This is a genomic window from Roseovarius sp., from assembly GCF_027019125.1.
In the GTDB taxonomy this organism is placed as follows: domain Bacteria; phylum Pseudomonadota; class Alphaproteobacteria; order Rhodobacterales; family Rhodobacteraceae; genus Roseovarius.
Genome location: NZ_JALUXE010000010.1, coordinates 23,503 through 39,445, shown reverse-complemented (window position 1 = coordinate 39,445; position 15,943 = coordinate 23,503). Strand labels below are relative to the sequence as shown.

At 64.3% G+C, this 15,943-nt stretch carries 18 protein-coding genes; 13 read left to right on the top strand and 5 right to left on the bottom strand.

Annotation, left to right across the window (positions count from 1 at the left end; genetic code table 11):
• The first annotated feature begins 59 nt into the window (after positions 1-59).
• From cysG to MVC20_RS05690, 6 genes are all read left to right on the top strand, one after another.
• Positions 60-1,454: a siroheme synthase CysG gene (gene cysG, locus MVC20_RS05715; protein WP_297539325.1), complete on the top strand. Its 1,395-nt coding sequence runs from the start codon at positions 60-62 to the stop codon at positions 1,452-1,454.
• 1 nt (position 1,455) lies between these two features.
• Complete coding sequence (locus MVC20_RS05710; RefSeq protein WP_297539323.1) at positions 1,456-1,767, top strand: DUF2849 domain-containing protein; 312 nt, start codon at positions 1,456-1,458, stop codon at positions 1,765-1,767.
• Positions 1,768-1,794: 27 nt separating this feature from the next.
• Entirely contained in the window at positions 1,795-3,465 is a 1,671-nt protein-coding gene (locus MVC20_RS05705) for a nitrite/sulfite reductase (RefSeq protein WP_297539321.1), read from the top strand.
• Positions 3,452-4,186, top strand: a complete 735-nt coding sequence (locus tag MVC20_RS05700) for a phosphoadenylyl-sulfate reductase (protein ID WP_037271304.1) — start codon at positions 3,452-3,454, stop codon at positions 4,184-4,186. The genes MVC20_RS05705 and MVC20_RS05700 overlap by 14 nt, the downstream gene beginning before the upstream one ends.
• Positions 4,183-4,590, top strand: a complete 408-nt coding sequence (locus MVC20_RS05695) for a DUF934 domain-containing protein (protein ID WP_297539319.1) — start codon at positions 4,183-4,185, stop codon at positions 4,588-4,590. Before MVC20_RS05700 ends, MVC20_RS05695 begins: the two co-directional genes overlap by 4 nt.
• Before the next feature lie 71 nt (positions 4,591-4,661).
• Positions 4,662-5,513 (top strand): ferredoxin--NADP reductase, encoded by an 852-nt coding sequence (locus MVC20_RS05690; protein WP_297539317.1) that lies wholly within the window; start codon positions 4,662-4,664, stop codon positions 5,511-5,513.
• A gap of 76 nt (positions 5,514-5,589) precedes the next feature.
• On the opposite strand, the gene MVC20_RS05685 is transcribed toward MVC20_RS05690, so the two are convergent.
• Complete coding sequence (locus MVC20_RS05685; RefSeq protein ID WP_297539316.1) at positions 5,590-6,462, bottom strand: translation initiation factor 3; 873 nt, start codon at positions 6,460-6,462, stop codon at positions 5,590-5,592.
• Between the two features lie 213 nt (positions 6,463-6,675).
• Between MVC20_RS05685 and infC the strand changes: the two genes are divergently transcribed.
• From infC to MVC20_RS05670, 3 genes are all read left to right on the top strand, one after another.
• Positions 6,676-7,221 (top strand): translation initiation factor IF-3, encoded by a 546-nt coding sequence (gene infC / locus MVC20_RS05680; protein ID WP_075571719.1) that lies wholly within the window; start codon positions 6,676-6,678, stop codon positions 7,219-7,221.
• A 117-nt stretch (positions 7,222-7,338) separates the two neighbouring features.
• Positions 7,339-7,665, top strand: a complete 327-nt coding sequence (locus MVC20_RS05675; RefSeq protein WP_037271298.1) for a hypothetical protein — start codon at positions 7,339-7,341, stop codon at positions 7,663-7,665.
• A gap of 136 nt (positions 7,666-7,801) precedes the next feature.
• A complete protein-coding gene (locus MVC20_RS05670) occupies positions 7,802-8,425 on the top strand; it encodes a J domain-containing protein (RefSeq protein ID WP_037271297.1) in 624 nt (207 codons plus the stop codon).
• A gap of 26 nt (positions 8,426-8,451) precedes the next feature.
• On the opposite strand, the gene MVC20_RS05665 is transcribed toward MVC20_RS05670, so the two are convergent.
• Positions 8,452-9,624 (bottom strand): FAD-dependent monooxygenase, encoded by a 1,173-nt coding sequence (locus MVC20_RS05665; protein ID WP_297539312.1) that lies wholly within the window; start codon positions 9,622-9,624, stop codon positions 8,452-8,454.
• A gap of 82 nt (positions 9,625-9,706) precedes the next feature.
• Complete coding sequence (gene dksA / locus MVC20_RS05660) at positions 9,707-10,162, bottom strand: RNA polymerase-binding protein DksA (protein WP_245875140.1); 456 nt, start codon at positions 10,160-10,162, stop codon at positions 9,707-9,709.
• Positions 10,163-10,320: 158 nt separating this feature from the next.
• Here dksA and MVC20_RS05655 point away from each other — a divergent pair, with 158 nt between their 5' ends.
• The 4 genes from MVC20_RS05655 (at position 10,321) to MVC20_RS05640 (ending at position 14,174) form a co-directional block, all read left to right on the top strand.
• Positions 10,321-11,160, top strand: a complete 840-nt coding sequence (locus tag MVC20_RS05655) for a MoxR family ATPase (RefSeq protein WP_297539310.1) — start codon at positions 10,321-10,323, stop codon at positions 11,158-11,160.
• A 278-nt stretch (positions 11,161-11,438) separates the two neighbouring features.
• Positions 11,439-12,812: a DUF2927 domain-containing protein gene (locus tag MVC20_RS05650; protein ID WP_297539307.1), complete on the top strand. Its 1,374-nt coding sequence runs from the start codon at positions 11,439-11,441 to the stop codon at positions 12,810-12,812.
• 3 nt (positions 12,813-12,815) lie between these two features.
• The gene (locus tag MVC20_RS05645) at positions 12,816-12,983 is read left to right on the top strand and encodes a hypothetical protein (protein WP_297539305.1); all 168 of its coding nucleotides are present in this window, start codon (positions 12,816-12,818) and stop codon (positions 12,981-12,983) included.
• Between the two features lie 6 nt (positions 12,984-12,989).
• Positions 12,990-14,174: a VWA domain-containing protein gene (locus tag MVC20_RS05640; protein ID WP_297539303.1), complete on the top strand. Its 1,185-nt coding sequence runs from the start codon at positions 12,990-12,992 to the stop codon at positions 14,172-14,174.
• A gap of 11 nt (positions 14,175-14,185) precedes the next feature.
• Here MVC20_RS05640 and MVC20_RS05635 read toward each other — a convergent pair whose 3' ends face one another.
• Complete coding sequence (locus tag MVC20_RS05635) at positions 14,186-14,728, bottom strand: RSP_2648 family PIN domain-containing protein (RefSeq protein WP_297539301.1); 543 nt, start codon at positions 14,726-14,728, stop codon at positions 14,186-14,188.
• Entirely contained in the window at positions 14,725-15,921 is a 1,197-nt protein-coding gene (locus MVC20_RS05630; protein WP_297539299.1) for an RSP_2647 family RNA methyltransferase, read from the bottom strand. The genes MVC20_RS05635 and MVC20_RS05630 overlap by 4 nt, the downstream gene beginning before the upstream one ends.
• Positions 15,922-15,943 lie beyond the last annotated feature (22 nt).

The following is a 15,943-nucleotide window of genomic DNA, read 5'->3' as shown; positions in this document are numbered from 1 at the left end:
TAACCGGGAATATTTCCTATATTAGGGGCAGAGTCAAACCGTTCCCCGAGGCCCGCCCGATGAAACATTTCCCGATCTTTCTCGCCGTCGAGGGACGCCGCATCGTTCTTTCGGGCGGCGGTGAGGCTGCCTTGGCCAAACTGCGTCTGTTGCTCAAGACCGAGGCACATCTGACCGTTTTCGCCGCCGAACCCGCCCCCGAGATCGCGCAGTGGGCTTCCGAGGGTCGGCTGCATCTCATTCGTCGCGCGATGCAGCCCGGCGACGCCCTCTGCGCCGTGCTCTTCTACGCCGCCGACGAGGATGCCGCCGAGGATGCCCGCACATCGGCCATCGCACGGGCGGACGGGGCGCTTGTGAACATCGTGGACAACCTCGAGGACAGCCAATTCATCACCCCCGCCATCGTCGACCGTGATCCGGTGACCGTGGCCATCGGGACCGAAGGCGCGGCCCCGGTTCTGGCCCGCGCCATCAAGGCCGATCTCGAGGCGCGCCTGCCCGCCACGCTTGGCCCCCTCGCACGTCTTGGCAAGGCCTTTCGCAAGGCGGCCGATGTGCTGCCCATGGGCCGCCGCCGTCGTGATTTCTGGGCCGATTACTATTTCAACGCAGGCCCCCGCGCGATGGATCAGGGCGGCGAAGAGCACGTCAAGGCCGCCTTGCAAACCATTCTTGAAAAACACAGGAACGCGGACGCGCGCGAGGGTCACGTGGCCTTTGTCGGTGCCGGTCCGGGCGATCCAGAGCTTTTGACCCTCAAGGCCCGCAAGGCGCTCGATACCGCCGATGTGGTGATCCACGACCGGCTCGTGACACCCGAAATCCTCGAACTCGCCCGCCGCGAGGCGATCCTGATCGACGCCGGCAAAGAAGGCTTTGGAAAATCCATGTCACAAGAGGCGATCAACGCCCTGATCGTCGAACATGCCGCCACTGGCGCGCAGGTCGTGCGCCTCAAGGGGGGCGATCCCACGGTCTTTGGCCGCCTGGACGAGGAAATCGAGGCTGTCACCGCCGCCGGGATTTCGTGGCATGTGGTGCCGGGCATCACCGCAGCCTCGGCCTCGGTCGCCAGCATCGGTCAGAGCCTCACGCAACGCGGCCGCAACGCCTCGGTGCGTTTCTTGACCGGCCATGACATGAAGGGCTTTGCCGATCACGACTGGTCCGCGCTCGCCCGTCCCGGCGAGGTGGCCGCGATCTACATGGGCAAGAAATCCGCGCGCTTCATCCAGGGCCGGTTGATCATGCACGGGGCCGACCGCGCCACCCCCGTCACCGTGATCGAAAACGCCAGCCGCCCCGATCAGCGTGTCCTTGCCACCACGCTCGACCGTTTGCCCGCCGATCTGGCCGAGGCCGCGATCACCGGTCCCGCGCTCACCTTTCTCGGTCTGGCGCCCCGCGCCGCCGAGGCCCAGATGATCCACTCGAAACAGGAGCTTGCCTGACATGGCCCAAGAATTCACCCCCAAGGTCGTCACCGCCAACGCCCTGATCGAGGGCGATGTCGTCTATCTCACCGCCGCCGACGCATGGTCGCGCGATCTGGCCGAGGCCGAGGTGCTGACCGACGAGGCGGATGCCGATTATCGCCTGCTTCAGGCCCAGGCCCGCGTGGGCGAAATCGTCGGGGCCTATCTCGCCGATGTGCGCCCTGGCGTGAACGGCCCCGAGCCCACCCATTTCCGCGAGGATTTCCGCCGCAAGGGCCCCTCGAACCTCTTTCACGGCAAACAGGCCGACAGCCTGAACCACGCCTGACCCACGCGACACGCGCAGGAGACACCAATGTATCAATACAACGATTTCGACACCGCGTTCATCGCGGAACGCAACCGCCAGTTCCGCGCGCAGGTCGAGCGCCGCATCGCCGGCAACCTGACCGAGGATGAGTTTCGCCCCCTGCGCCTGATGAACGGGCTTTACCTGCAACTGCACGCCTACATGCTGCGCGTGGCCATTCCCTATGGCTCGCTCGATCCCGCCAAGCTGCGCCAACTGGCCTATCTGGCCGAGCGGTGGGACAAGGGTTATGGCCATTTCACCACCCGCACCAATATCCAGTACAACTGGCCGCAACTGCGCGATGTGCCGGATATGCTCGACGCGCTGGCAGAGGTGGGGATGCACGCCATCCAGACCTCCGGCAACACCATCCGCAACGTCACCTCCGATCATTTCGCCGGCGCCGCCGCGGATGAAATCGAGGACCCCCGCCCGGTGGCCGAACTGGTGCGGCAATGGTCCACCGACCACCCCGAATTCCAGTTCCTGCCGCGCAAGTTCAAGATCGCCGTGATCGCTTCTGACTCCGACCGCGCGGTGATGAAGAGCCATGACATCGGCCTCAAGATCGTCGAGCGCGACGGCGCGCGCGGCTTCGAGGTCTGGGTCGGCGGCGGCATGGGCCGCACGCCGATGGTGGCCAAACTCTTGCGCGATTTCCTGCCCCGTGCCGATCTTCTGCCCTACCTCGAGGCGGTGCTCGCCACCTACAACCGCATCGGACGGCGCGACAACAAGTACAAGGCGCGCATCAAGATCACCGTGCATGAGAACGGCCTCGATGAAATCCGCGCGCTGGTCGAGGAGGAATTCCCCCGCCGCCGCGCGGCCTTCTCGGGCGTCGATCAGGAGTGGCTCGCGCGCATCAACGCGGCCTTTGTCACACCCACCTTGTCCGAGCGCGACGCAGCCCCCTATTACGCCGCCCGCGACGCCGATCCGGTGTTCCGTGCCTGGGCCGATACCAATGTGACGGCGCATAAACACGCCGATCACGGCATCGTCACGATCAGCCTCAAGGCCCATGGCGAAACCCCCGGCGATGCCTCTGCCGACCAGATGCGCCTCGTGGCCGATCTGGCCGAGCGGTATGGTCATAACGACATCCGCGCCAGCCACGCGCAGAACCTCGTGCTGCCGCATGTCGCCTTGGCCGACATTCCCGCCGTGCATGCGGCCCTGAAAACCGTTGGCCTGGCCACCGGCAACATCGGCCTCGCCTCGGATATCATCGCCTGCCCCGGCATGGATTACTGCGCCCTCGCCACTGCCCGCTCGATTCCCGTGGCCCAAGGCATCGCCACCCGGCTCGAAGAGCTCAAGATCGAGCATGAGGTGGGCCATCTCCAGATCAAGATTTCGGGTTGCATCAACGCCTGCGGTCATCACCACGTGGGTCATATCGGCATCCTTGGCCTCGACCGTGCGGGGGTGGAGAACTATCAGATCACCCTCGGCGGCGATCCCTCCGAGACCACCGTCATCGGCACCCGCACCGGACCGGGCTTTGCCTATGACGAGATCGTGCCCGCCATCGAGCGTGTGATCTTCGCCTATCTCGACCTGCGCGAAGGACCGGAAGAGACCTTCCTCGAAGCCTACAACCGCCTCGGGATGGCCCCCTTCAAATCCGCGCTCTACGATCAAGAGGCTCGCGCTCATGCCGCAGAGTGACCTGATCACACGGGTTCACGCGCTCAACGACCGGTACCGCCATCACTCGGCGGTGTCGGTGCTTGAACACGCGCTGCGCGATCCTCAGGCGGGCAAGCTTGCGCTTGTCTCGAGCTTTGGCGCGGAATCCGTCGTGCTCTTGCACATGGTCTCTGTCACCCGTCGCGACACGCCGGTGATCTTTATCGACACGGCGATGCTCTTTGCCGAAACGCTGGTCTACCAACAGGAACTGGCCGAGCGGCTCAATCTGAGCGATCTGCGCATCATCCGTGCGGATCAGGCCGACTTGAAGGCCCAGGACCCTGACGCAACCCTGCATCAACGCGATACCGATGCCTGCTGCGCCCTGCGCAAGACCGTGCCCCTGCAAGAGGCGCTCGCGGGCTTTGACGGCTGGATCACCGGGCGCAAACGCTATCAGTCCGGCACCCGCGCCACGCTCGATTTCTTCGAGGTCGAGGAAGAGACAGGCCGGATCAAGGTCAATCCGCTGGCGCATTGGACGCCCGAGGATATCCGTACCTATATGGACGAAAACCGCCTGCCCCGGCACCCGCTGGTGGCGCGCGGCTATCCCTCCATTGGCTGCATGCCCTGCACCACGCCCGTCAAGCCGGGCGAAGACCCCCGATCGGGCCGCTGGCGCGATCAGGACAAAACCGAATGTGGCATCCATTTTGTCAACGGCAAGATGGTGCGAAGAGGAGTTTCCGCATGACCGTACTCGTCACCGACCGGGGCTTTGGCCCCGACGACTGGACCGCCCCCATCACCCCCTTGGCCGAGGCGGGCCCCGAGGCGACCGCCCTCGATCTGCCCAATGATACCAACCCCGCCACGCTGGCCGGGCGGCTGGAGGGTGTCACCTTCATTCGCGTGGATTTCCCCTCTGCCGCCGATGGGCGCGGCTATTCCATCGCGCGGCAATTGCGGCTGATGGGCTATACCGGGCGGCTGCGCGCCCGCGGTCACGTCATTGCCGATCAATACGCGATGGCCCGGCGCTCGGGCTTTGACGAGGTGGAGATTTCCGATGCCCTCGCCGCCCGTCAGCCCGAGGCGGACTGGCTCTTTCGGGCCGATTGGCAGGCGCATGACTACCAGGCGCGGCTGCGCGGCTGATTACCGCCTTCACCTGACCTGAATCAAAGATTAAGAAAGGATGTCGGTTTAATCGACCGGCAGAGCACACCATGAACGAGATGACCGCCGTGACCCAAGCGAGCGCCAAAGCGCCAAAAACCCTTGCGATTCCCGATGCGCAGACCGTGACAGAGGTCAAACACTGGACCGACCGGCTGTTTTCCTTCCGCGTGACCCGGCCCGCGTCCCTGCGCTTTCGCTCCGGCGAATTCGTGATGATTGGTCTCATGCAGACCGACGAGAAAACCGGCAAGGAAAAGCCACTCCTGCGCGCCTATTCCATCGCCTCGCCCTCTTGGGATGACGAGTTGGAATTCTACTCGATCAAGGTGCAGGACGGCCCGCTCACCAGCCGCCTGCAACATATCGAAGTGGGGGATGAAATCATCCTGCGCCCGAAGCCAGTGGGCACGCTGGTGCATGACGCGCTCTTGCCCGGCAAGCGGATCTGGTTCTTTGCCACCGGCACAGGCTTTGCCCCCTTCGCCTCGCTTTTGCGCGACCCGCAAACCTATCACGATTACGATGAGGTGATCATCACCCACACCTGCCGCGAAGTCGGCGAATTGCAATATGGGGCCGAGTTGATCGAGAGCATCCGCAACGACGAGATGCTGGCCGAACTGATCGGTGAAGGTTTCGCCGACAAGCTGCGCTACTACCCGACCACCACACGCGAGGCGAGCCCCAAGATGGGCCGCATCACCGATCTCATGCGCTCGGGCGAAGTCTTTGCCGATCTGGGCGTGGCGCCGCTCAGCCCCGAAACCGACCGTGCCATGGTCTGCGGCAACCTCGCCTTCAACCTTGAAATCAAGGACATGCTCGAAGGCTACGGGCTGCGCGAAGGGGCCAATTCCGACCCCAAGGAATATGTCGTGGAAAAAGCATTCCTCGACTGAGGGCACCATGCACCAGAAATGAAAAACCCGCGCAAGGACAACACCTTGCGCGGGATTATTAATGTAACCCTACGGATCAGTATCCAAGCGCCGCCCGTGCCGCTTCCAGCGCTGCCCTCAGCAACTCGGGATTGTCCTGCGCTGCCTTGACACCTTCCAGCAACATCGTCTTTTGCAGGGGGCTCACATCGGACCCCTCAATCAGCGTCTGAACCTGCGTCAGATCAAAACCCTCGACCGTCAGCGCCTCGGGGGCCACTTCCGCCGCTGTGGCGGGCTGATCGACCGCGGCCGACACCGCATCCGCTGCGGCCTCTGCGGCAGCATCCTGCGCGCTCTCAACCGCTTCTGCCGCGCTCTCTTCTGCGGTGGTCGCCGCGTCGCTTGCGGTTTCGCTGACACCCTCGGCAGCCTCCGTCGCAGCCTCGACCGCCGCAGTCCCGGTCTCCGTGGCTTCGCTCGCCGCCTCGTTCACCGCCTCTTGCGCGGCCTCAACCGTCTCCGCCGCGCTCTCTTGCGCGGCATCGGCTGCCTCGGTCGCGGTATCCGCAGCCCCGGTTGCGACCTCGGTCGCCGCCTCAACCGCCTCTGATGCGGTTTCGCTCACGGCCTCGGCTGCATCGCTTGCCGCCTCGGTCGCGGTATCCGCGGCCCCGGTCGCGACCTCGGTCGCCGCCTCAACCGCCTCTGACGCCGTTTCGCTCACGGCCTCGGCTGCATCGCTTGCCGCCTCGGTGGCAGCTTCCACCGCCTCTGCTGCGGTATCCGCCGCCGCCTCTGCCGCGTCGCCCACTGCTGCCGCTGCATCTTCCAGGGCCGCCGGTGCCTCGACCTCTGTCGCACCGGGGCTGATGCTCTCGACCACCTCATCTACCGACTTGCCGGAAAAGAGCAGGTACCCGCCCCCCAGCACAACCGCCGCCACGAGAATCCAAATCAAGTTTTTCATACTCATCTCCTCAAAACTGTCCGGATCGCGCGCTTGCCGCACGGCCCTTTGCCATCTCCCTTCCAGATGTGGGCATAAATGGAAAGGCGCAAGGGGGAAATGACCCGCTTTCGGCTCAGATCGGCCGATTTGCAGCTTGAAAGCGCGCCGCACCGCGTTTACTTTGCAGCTTCAAATTCACCCGAGCCTCCTAACAATCGAAGGATCAAAGCCATAGCCCGCAGACCCCACAACGCGCCCCCTACGCGCGAAACCGGCCCCCGTATCAATGACCGCATTCGCTGTGACGAAATCCGCCTGATTGGCGCAGACGGCGAAAACGTGGGGCTCATCAGCCCGCAACGCGCGCTCGAAATGGCCGAAGAGGCGGGGCTGGATCTGGTCGAAATCTCACCAAGCGCCACGCCGCCGGTCTGCAAGATCATGGATTTCGGCAAGTACAAGTACGAACAGCAGAAACGCGAAGCCGAAGCGCGCAAGAAACAGAAGGTGATCGAGGTCAAGGAAATCAAGTTCCGCCCCGGCACCGACACGCATGACTACGACGTCAAGATGCGCAGCGTGGTGAAATTCCTGCAAGGCGGTGACAAGGTCAAGATCACCCTGCGCTTTCGTGGCCGCGAAATGGCGCATCAGGATCTGGGTCGCCAGCTTCTCGAACGGATTGCCGAAGACATCAAGGATGTGGGCCGGGTCGAGAACATGCCCAAGATGGAAGGCCGCCAGATGATCATGGTGATCGGACCGGGCCCCAAGTAACGGCTCCCGTTCTGCCCCGATACTCAACCCCGGACCATCGGTCCGGGGTTTCGTGTTTCGCTTGCGCCCCCGGACCAGTCGCGTAAGGTATGGCGCCTGCATCAGACCGGAGCCACCATGCCCCTTTACGAATACAAGGTCCTGCCCGCCCCCACCCGTGGCCGCAAGGCTCCCGGCGTCAAGACCCCCGAGGCGCGCTTTGCCCTCGGTGTCGAGGATTTGCTCAACGACATGGCACGCGCCGGTTGGGAATATCTGCGCACCGATATACTGCCCAGCGAAGAGCGGCAGGGTCTGACCTCCACTCATACCGTCTATCGCTCTGTCGCGGTCTTTCGCCGCGAGGTCATGGTCCCCGGCACGGACCAGACCACCGCCGCCGATACAACCCCCGATGCGGCACCCCTACCGCCGCGATCATCCGATATGATCGAGATCGACTAACCCACGACCGCCGCGCGCAGGGCCCCTCTGTCAAGCCCCGAATGCGCGTCTCGACCGGGAATATTTTACCCCCCGCCCCTTCAATTTCCCGCGTTTTGGCATACACTCTCGTCTCCGACTCGCAAAGGTTAGCCCCATGTCCAAATCAGATCCCTTCGGTTTCGATATGTCCGTCTCCTCGGCCAAGAAGAAGAATCCGCGTGGTCGGAGGGGCATGTCGGGCGCCTCCGAAACATCGACCCGCGTCTGCGATCACGAAGGCTGCGAAGAGGCGGGCAAATTCCGCGCGCCCAAGGCCCCCGATGTGCTCGACGATTACTTCTGGTTCTGCCAGCAGCATGTGCGCGACTATAACCTGAAATGGAATTTCTTTGACGGCACCACCGAGGCCGAATTGAACGCGCAAATGTCCAAGGACAAGGTGTGGGAGCGTGAAACCCGCCGCATCACCGACCCCGAGGCACGCGCCTGGGCACGTCTGGGCATCGAGGACCCGCATCAGGTGCTGGGCGTCAACGCCACCCAGAACCCCGGCAAGAAAAAGGGCGGCACCCGCAAACTGCCCCCCACCGAACGCCGCGCCATCGAAATTCTCGAGGCCGAGGACACCTGGACCAAGGCCGAATTGCGCAAGGCGTATAAATCGCTGATCAAGGTGCTGCATCCTGACATCAACGGCGGCGACCGCAGCCAGGAAGAGCAACTGCAACAGGTCGTCTGGGCCTGGGAGCAGATCAAGGAAAGCCGCAACTTCAAATAAGCGTGCCAAAGCGGGGGCAGCCGCCCTCACCCCGCCTGTCGCGTCACGTCATGGCCATAGAGCCAATCAAACTGCCGCAGCATCCGGTCGGGGGCCAACGCCCCCCCAGCCCGCAGCACACCATGCGCCGCCCAGCGAAGCGGCGGAAAACTCAGGTGGTATTTCCACGCATTGCGATTGGCCGCCTCGACCACCCGCCGCACCCGCGCCTCGCGCCGCCCCTGATAGGCCGCCAGCCCCTCGGCAAACCCGGCTGAAGCACTCAGCGCATCGACCAGCACCCAGGCATCCTCCAGCGCCATCGACGCCCCCTGCGCCATGAAGGGCAAGGTTGGGTGCGCCGCATCCCCCAAGAGCGCGAGACCGTCGCGCTGCCAGACGCGCGCCACCGGATGCCGGAAGAGCCCCCAGAGATGCACCTCCTCGACCGCCGACAGCATCGCCTGCACCTCCGGCCCGAAATCGCCAAAGGCCGCGCGCAGCGCCAGCGGATCATCCCTCTGGCTCCAGCTTTCCTCGGTCCAGGCGGCGCGCTCCTGCACCGCCACCAGATTGAGCAGCGCCCCGCCGCGCAACGGGTAGCTGACCACATGGCGCATTGGCCCCATATGGACCTGTGCCTCGGGGCCACGCGCCCAGAGGTTGGGCACCACCGCCCGCCACGCCACCTGCCGGGTAAAGAACGGCGCCAGCGTGCCGTTGAGCGCGCGCCGCACCACCGAATGCAACCCATCCGCCCCGATCACGAGATCCGCATCAAACCGCGAGTCATTGGCCATCCGCACACAAGGGCGCGCGCCGCTCCCGACCGCGCTCACCTTCTGCATCAGGCGCAGCTTGACGCCCGCATTGCGCGCGCCCTCGGCCAGCACCTCGATCAGGTCCGCCCGGTGGATGAAATGATAGTCGCGGTCCTGCAAACCAGAGAGGTCCAGACGCAGCACCTCACCGCGCCGGTAGTCGCGCAGGCTGACGGCTTGGGCCTGCACCGACCGCGCCGCCAGCGCGTCCCCCAGCCCAAGCGCGCGCAACACGGCAAAGCCATTGGGGCTGATCTGCAACCCCGCGCCCACTTCGGAAATCTCGGGTGCCTGCTCCAACAGCGTCACATCCGCACCGCGCAGGCAGAGCGCGCGCGCCACAGCCAGCCCGCCAATTCCGGCCCCGATGACCGCGATGTTCAGCCCATCCAGTGTCATGGCACCCCTCTTGATACGAAACGCGCCGGGAGGAAAGTCCCGGCGCGCGCTGTCGTGTAAATTTCAGTCTTGGGCCGCGACCTCAATCGTCGCGATGCACCTTTTCACGCCGCTCGTGGCGCTCCTGCGCCTCCAGCGTCATGGTGGCGATGGGCCGTGCATCCAGCCGCTTGAGGCTGATCGGCTCGCCGGTCATTTCGCAATAGCCAAATTCGCCATCCTCAATGCGCCGCAGCGCGGCGTCGATCTTTCCCACCAGCTTGCGCTGACGGTCGCGCGTGCGCAGCTCCAGCGCGCGGTCGGTCTCTTCGCTTGCCCGGTCGGCCACGTCGGGAATCGCCCGCGTGCCATCCTGCAATCCTTCAATCGTCTCCCGGCTGCCCTCCAGCAACTCCAGCCGCCAGGCAATCAGCTTGCGCCGGAAATACTCCAGCTGCCGCTCGTTCATGAACGGCTCATCCTCGGCAGGTTGGTAGTCTTCGGGCAGAAATACTTCCGCTTTCATCTCGATCCCCTCATCAAGGCCAGTGTCTGGCATAATGAACTCCTCAGACAGTCGGCGCCCCATGCGCGGTGATCTACACGGCACTTCCGGGATTGTCACTAGCCAATCACGCGGCATTGATGTGAATTGTCGAACGGTCTAGGTTGCCCGCGAACACAGCGCCGCTGACCCCTGACAGGATTGAAAAACCGATGAAATTCCAAGGCACCGAGGCCTATGTCGCCACCGAAGACCTGACCGTCGCCGTCAATGCCGCCGTCACGCTGGAACGCCCCCTTCTGGTCAAGGGCGAACCGGGCACCGGCAAAACCGAACTGGCCCGGCAGGTGGCGGGTGCGCTCGGGCTGCGCCTCATTGAATGGAACATCAAATCCACAACAAAGGCCCAACAGGGCCTCTATGAATACGATGCCGTCAGCCGTCTGCGCGACAGCCAGTTGGGCGAGGCGCGGGTGCATGACGTGGCCAATTACATCAAACGCGGCAAGCTGTGGGAGGCGTTCGCGTCCGAGGAAAAGGTCGTGCTGCTGATAGACGAGATCGACAAGGCCGACATCGAGTTTCCCAACGATTTGCTGCAAGAACTCGACCGCATGGAATTCCATGTCTACGAAACCGGCGAGACCATTCGCGCGCGCCACCGCCCCGTCATCATCATCACCTCGAATAACGAAAAGGAACTGCCCGACGCCTTTCTGCGCCGCTGCTTCTTTCACTACATCCGCTTTCCCGACCCCGAAACCCTGCGGCGTATCGTCGAGGTGCATCATCCGGGCATCAAGGACGCGCTCCTTTCGACCGCTCTCACCCAGTTCTTCGAGATCCGCGAACAACCCGGCCTCAAGAAAAAGCCCTCCACCTCAGAGGTGCTGGACTGGCTCAAATTGATCCTGGCCGAGGATCTGACCCCCGAGGATCTGCGCCGCGACGGGGCCGATGCCCTGCCGAAACTGCATGGTGCCTTGCTCAAGAACGAGCAGGACGTGCACCTCTTTGAGCGTCTCGCCTTCATGGCGCGCCGTCAGAGATAAATTAACCAAGACTTATGCCATTGTTTTAAAACGTATTTCAACCATGGCATGCGCCCTGTTCCGTGCTAAGATGCATTTGCCACAATTTTGCCGCAAATGCTCCTTACGCGGGACAGGATGAAAATGAATTCTACCCCCGACCCGGCAAAGGCCGTGGCAGGGATACGCTGCGCAGGGCCGATGGGTCTTGTGCGCCCCCGGCCCGCCCCCGTCGGCGACTGGACCCGCGCCACAGCGGCGGCGGGCTCCTTGGTTTAGATTTAGGTTACGGGGGTCTTATGCGTCGTGTCATCCTTCCAATCTGCCTGATGCTGGGGGCCTGTGTGCCCGGCAATTATAGCTATCACGAACCGGCCACCCGCGCCGCCATGCCCGAAGAAGCTGGCATGCCCCCGATGAAGGCGTTTTCCGCGCCCCGTCCCCTGCCGCCGCAACGCGCGAACCGCGATATTCAGCGCGACATCCTCGATCTGGCCTTCCAGCTTGAATCGGGACGCATGTTGCAACATTTCTCGCGATTCGAGGGGCCCATCACCCTGCGCGTCACCGGCGAACCGCCGATCACCCTTATCTCGGACCTCAACCGCCTGCTGCACCGGCTGCAAACCGAGGCGGGGATCAACATCACCCGCGTCTCCGACGGCCCCGCCAACATCACCATCGAGGCGGTCAGCCGCGACGCCATCCAGCGCGCCCTGCCCAAGGCCGCCTGTTTCGTCGTGCCCAATATCTCGCGCCTCTCGCAATACCGCGCCGCCCGCAATACCCGCGCAACGGATTGGAGCCAGATGCGCCAACGCGAGAAAATCGCCATCTTCGTGCCCAATGACACCAGCCCGCAAGAGGTGCGCGATTGCCTGCACGAGGAATTGGCACAGGCGCTCGGGCCCCTCAACGATCTCTACCGCCTCTCCGACAGCGTCTTTAACGACGACAACGTCCACGCCGTGCTGACCGGCTTCGACATGCTGGTGCTCAGGGTGTTCTACGCCCCCGAACTGCGCGCCGGCATGACCCGCCGCGAGGTGGAAGAGCGCCTGCCCGCCATCCTGTCGCGCCTCAACCCCGCCGGGGATGGCCTTGCCCCCCGCTTTGCCGGCTCTACCCCTCGGGCCTGGATCGACGCCGTTCAGACCGCGCTCGGGCCGGGTGCCCGCCCGTTAGAGCGGCGCGCCGCCGCCGCAGACGCGGTGCGCATCGCACAGGCCGTGGGCTGGAGCGATCATCGCCGCGCCTTCAGCCATTTCGCGCTTGGCCGGATCACCCAGGCCTCCGATCCCGATTTCGCGCAGGAACAATTCGTCCTCGCCGAACGCTTCTACGAGGCCAACCCCGGCACCGAACTGCACCGCGCCTTTGCCGCCGCACAACTGGCCGCCTATGCCATCGCGCAGGGCCGCGGCGAAGATGCGCTCATGCTCATCGGTCCGCATCTGGCCACGGCTGAGCGCGCCGAGAACGCGGCCCTCCTGGCCACGCTGATGATGCTGCGCGCAGAGGCGCTCGATCTCTCGGGCCGCGTCTCCGAGGCGCAGGCCGTCAGGCTGGACAGTCTGGGCTGGGCGCGTTACGGGTATGGCGCGGATTGGGCCGTGCGTGCCAAACTGCGCGAAGTTGGCGCGCTCAGCCCGCTCAAAGGACCGAACGGGTAAGGCATGATCGTAATCATCGGGGCACTATTGGGCGCGCTCACCGGCGCGCTCCTGGCACGGCGGCGCAAGGGCAAGCTGGCGGATATTCTGCAATATGCCTTTGTCTACGCGCTGATCTTCTCCCTTGTCGGCCTCTTTGCAACGCTGATCATCCACCGCAACGCGCTCTGATCCGCGATGTTTCTGCCGTTCTTCGAGAACCTCAGACGCGCGGGCCTGCCGGTCTCCTTGCGCGAATACCTGACCTTTCTCGAGGCGATGGGCCGTGGCCTTGTCACCTATGATGTCGAGGGATTCTATTACCTCGCCCGCAGCGCCATGGTCAAAGACGAACGCCATATCGACCGCTTCGATCAGGCCTTTTCCGCCAGCTTTTCCGGGCTCGAGGCAATCACCGCCCAGGACGTGCTCGATGCCGTCGACCTGCCCGCCGAATGGCTGCAGAAACTGGCCGAAAAGCACCTGACGCCCGAAGAGCGCGCCGAAATCGAGGCACTCGGCGGGTTCGAGAAACTGATGGATACCCTGCGCGAGCGCCTCAAAGAGCAGCAGGGCCGCCATCAGGGCGGCTCCAAATGGATCGGCACGGCGGGCACCTCACCCTTCGGGGCCTATGGCTACAACCCCGAAGGCGTGCGCATCGGTCAGGACCAAAGCCGCCACCGCCGCGCGGTCAAGGTCTGGGACAAGCGCGAGTTCCGCAATCTCGACGATTCGGTCGAACTGGGCACCCGCAACATCAAGGTGGCGCTCAAACGCCTGCGCAAATGGGCGCGCGACGGGGCAGCCGAAGAGCTTGATCTCGACGGCACCATCCGCGCCACCGCCGAACATGGCTATCTCGACGTGCAGACCCGGCCAGAGCGGCGCAATGCGGTCAAGGTGCTGCTCTTTCTCGATGTCGGCGGCTCGATGGACCCACATATCAAGGTGGTGGAGGAGCTGTTCAGCGCCGCCCGCGCCGAATTCAAACACCTTGAATATTACTATTTCCACAACTGCCTGTATGAGGGTGTCTGGCGCGACAATGCCCGCCGCTGGAACGCGCAAACCCCGACCCAGGACGTGCTGCGTACCTATGGCCCGGATTACAAATGCATCTTCGTGGGCGATGCCAGCATGTCCCCCTATGAAATCGCCTATCCCGGCGGGGCCAATGAACATTGGAACGCCGAAGCGGGGCAGGTCTGGCTCTCCCGCGCGCGCAGCCAATGGCCGGATCATCTCTGGATCAACCCCGTGCCGCGCGCCGAGTGGGACTACACCCAGTCCATCGCCATGATCCGCGAGATTTTCGAGGATCGCATGGTCCCCATGACCCTCGAAGGGCTCGATCAGGGCATGCGCAGCTTGGTCCGCTGATGCTGCCTGGATCAGGCCGCAAGCGCCTTGGCCAGACGCGGTAACTTGGCCTTTTTCAACAGTGCGCGCAGCTGCCAATCGCCTGTCGACAGCGCCCGCGCCTTCTCCAGCACCTCCTCGGCCACCTTTGCCACCAGCGCCGGTTGCGCCTGCCATATGCCGTGCAGAAAGCCATCGGGATCCGCCCGCCACACCCCCTCTTCGGCCAGGGTGTGACGCGGAAAATCGCGGGCGTTCAGGGTAAGGATACCGTCGGCAGACCCCGCAATCGCTGCCGCCAGCACATGCCGGTCCGCCGGATCAGGCAACCACAGCCGCGCCTCCAGAGAAGGCGGATAACTCACACGCGCACGCGGCCAGCGTGCCGCCATGAGCGCCGCCTCACCCGCCGCCTGCGCCTCGGCCCCCGGCCCGAGTTTGACCACGGCGCGCAGCCATTCGCCGATGATCCGCTCCGACCAGAGCGGCTCGAATGCACCACCTGCCGCGACCCCCAGGATCATTTCCCGCATCACCGTGGGATAGATCACGCAGGTATCCAGCAGCACCTTCATAGCCGATAGAACAGCGCCTTGAGATACCCCGATTCCGCCAGATTGGGATGCAACGGATGATCCGGCCCGGCAAATCCGGTGTGGATGAGCGGCCCCGACCGCCCGGCGCGCCCGATCCCGCGCGTGCAGGCAGACCGAAACTTGGACAGATCCGCCGCATGCGAACAGGAACACAGCCCCAGGTATCCACCCGGCGCCACCAATGGCGTCGCCAGCCGCGCCACACGCTCATAGGCGCGCAGCCCCTTTTCCAGCGCCTGCTTGCTGGGCGCAAAGGCGGGTGGATCGCAGATCACAACGTCGAACTGCGCGCCCTCGGTGGCCAGCGCCTCCATCACGTCAAAGGCATCGCCGCGCCGCGTCTGCAACCGCTCGGCCAGCCCCATGCGCGCCGCGCCCTGCGCCGCAAGGCCCAACGCCGGCTCCGATCCATCGACCGCCAGCGCATGTTCCGCCCCCGCCGCCAGGGCCGCCAGGGAAAACCCGCCAACATGGCTAAAGACGTCGAGCACCCGCGCACCGCGCGCCAACCTCGCCGCAAAGGCGTGATTGGGGCGTTGGTCATAGAACAAACCCGTCTTTTGCCCGCCCAGAAGATCGGCCATGTAAATGGCACCGTTCATCGGCACCGGCAACGGCCCCTCGGGCGCCGCCCCCGCCAGAACCGCGCTCTGATCGTCAAGCCCTTCCAGGCCCCGCGCCCGGCCCCCGGCGTTCTTGAGCACGGTTCCGACGCCTGTCACCTCTTGGACCGCCGATACCAGATCCTCCAGCATCGCCTCGGCCCAGGCCGCGTTTGGCTGAATGACGGCAATATCGTCAAAGCGGTCGATGACCACACCGGGCAACCCGTCCGCCTCGGCATGCACCAGCCGGTAATAGGGCGCCTCATGCAACCGCGCGCGCATCTCAAAGGCACGGGTCAGACGCGCCACCAGCCAGGCGCGGTCGATGGCCACGCTCACATCGCGCTCCATCATCCGGGCCATGATCTTCGAGGCCATGTTGACCGCGACCAAACCCAGAGGCGCGCGGTCGGCATCTTCCAGAAGGGCAATTGTGCCCGCCGCCAGCGCCTTGGTGCGCCGATCGGTCACGATTTCATTATCGAATACCCAAGGCGCACCATGACGGATGGCGCGCGGCTCGACATTCGGGCGAAGGCGGATCACAGGATAAGGGGGCGGTGTCATACCGCCCCCTTACGCCGTTTGC

Coding starts and splice junctions, on each gene's coding strand:
- MVC20_RS05630 (WP_297539299.1), bottom strand. CDS start 15,921: ATGACACCGCCCCCTTATCCTGTGATCCGCCTTCGCCCGAATGTCGAG.
- MVC20_RS05705 (WP_297539321.1), top strand. CDS start 1,795: ATGTATCAATACAACGATTTCGACACCGCGTTCATCGCGGAACGCAAC.
- MVC20_RS05675 (WP_037271298.1), top strand. CDS start 7,339: ATGCCCCTTTACGAATACAAGGTCCTGCCCGCCCCCACCCGTGGCCGC.
- dksA (WP_245875140.1), bottom strand. CDS start 10,162: ATGCCAGACACTGGCCTTGATGAGGGGATCGAGATGAAAGCGGAAGTA.
- MVC20_RS05635 (WP_297539301.1), bottom strand. CDS start 14,728: ATGAAGGTGCTGCTGGATACCTGCGTGATCTATCCCACGGTGATGCGG.
- MVC20_RS05665 (WP_297539312.1), bottom strand. CDS start 9,624: ATGACACTGGATGGGCTGAACATCGCGGTCATCGGGGCCGGAATTGGC.
- MVC20_RS05710 (WP_297539323.1), top strand. CDS start 1,456: ATGGCCCAAGAATTCACCCCCAAGGTCGTCACCGCCAACGCCCTGATC.
- MVC20_RS05655 (WP_297539310.1), top strand. CDS start 10,321: ATGAAATTCCAAGGCACCGAGGCCTATGTCGCCACCGAAGACCTGACC.
- MVC20_RS05695 (WP_297539319.1), top strand. CDS start 4,183: ATGACCGTACTCGTCACCGACCGGGGCTTTGGCCCCGACGACTGGACC.
- MVC20_RS05690 (WP_297539317.1), top strand. CDS start 4,662: ATGAACGAGATGACCGCCGTGACCCAAGCGAGCGCCAAAGCGCCAAAA.
- MVC20_RS05640 (WP_297539303.1), top strand. CDS start 12,990: ATGTTTCTGCCGTTCTTCGAGAACCTCAGACGCGCGGGCCTGCCGGTC.
- MVC20_RS05650 (WP_297539307.1), top strand. CDS start 11,439: ATGCGTCGTGTCATCCTTCCAATCTGCCTGATGCTGGGGGCCTGTGTG.
- MVC20_RS05645 (WP_297539305.1), top strand. CDS start 12,816: ATGATCGTAATCATCGGGGCACTATTGGGCGCGCTCACCGGCGCGCTC.
- MVC20_RS05700 (WP_037271304.1), top strand. CDS start 3,452: ATGCCGCAGAGTGACCTGATCACACGGGTTCACGCGCTCAACGACCGG.
- MVC20_RS05670 (WP_037271297.1), top strand. CDS start 7,802: ATGTCCAAATCAGATCCCTTCGGTTTCGATATGTCCGTCTCCTCGGCC.
- cysG (WP_297539325.1), top strand. CDS start 60: ATGAAACATTTCCCGATCTTTCTCGCCGTCGAGGGACGCCGCATCGTT.
- MVC20_RS05685 (WP_297539316.1), bottom strand. CDS start 6,462: ATGAAAAACTTGATTTGGATTCTCGTGGCGGCGGTTGTGCTGGGGGGC.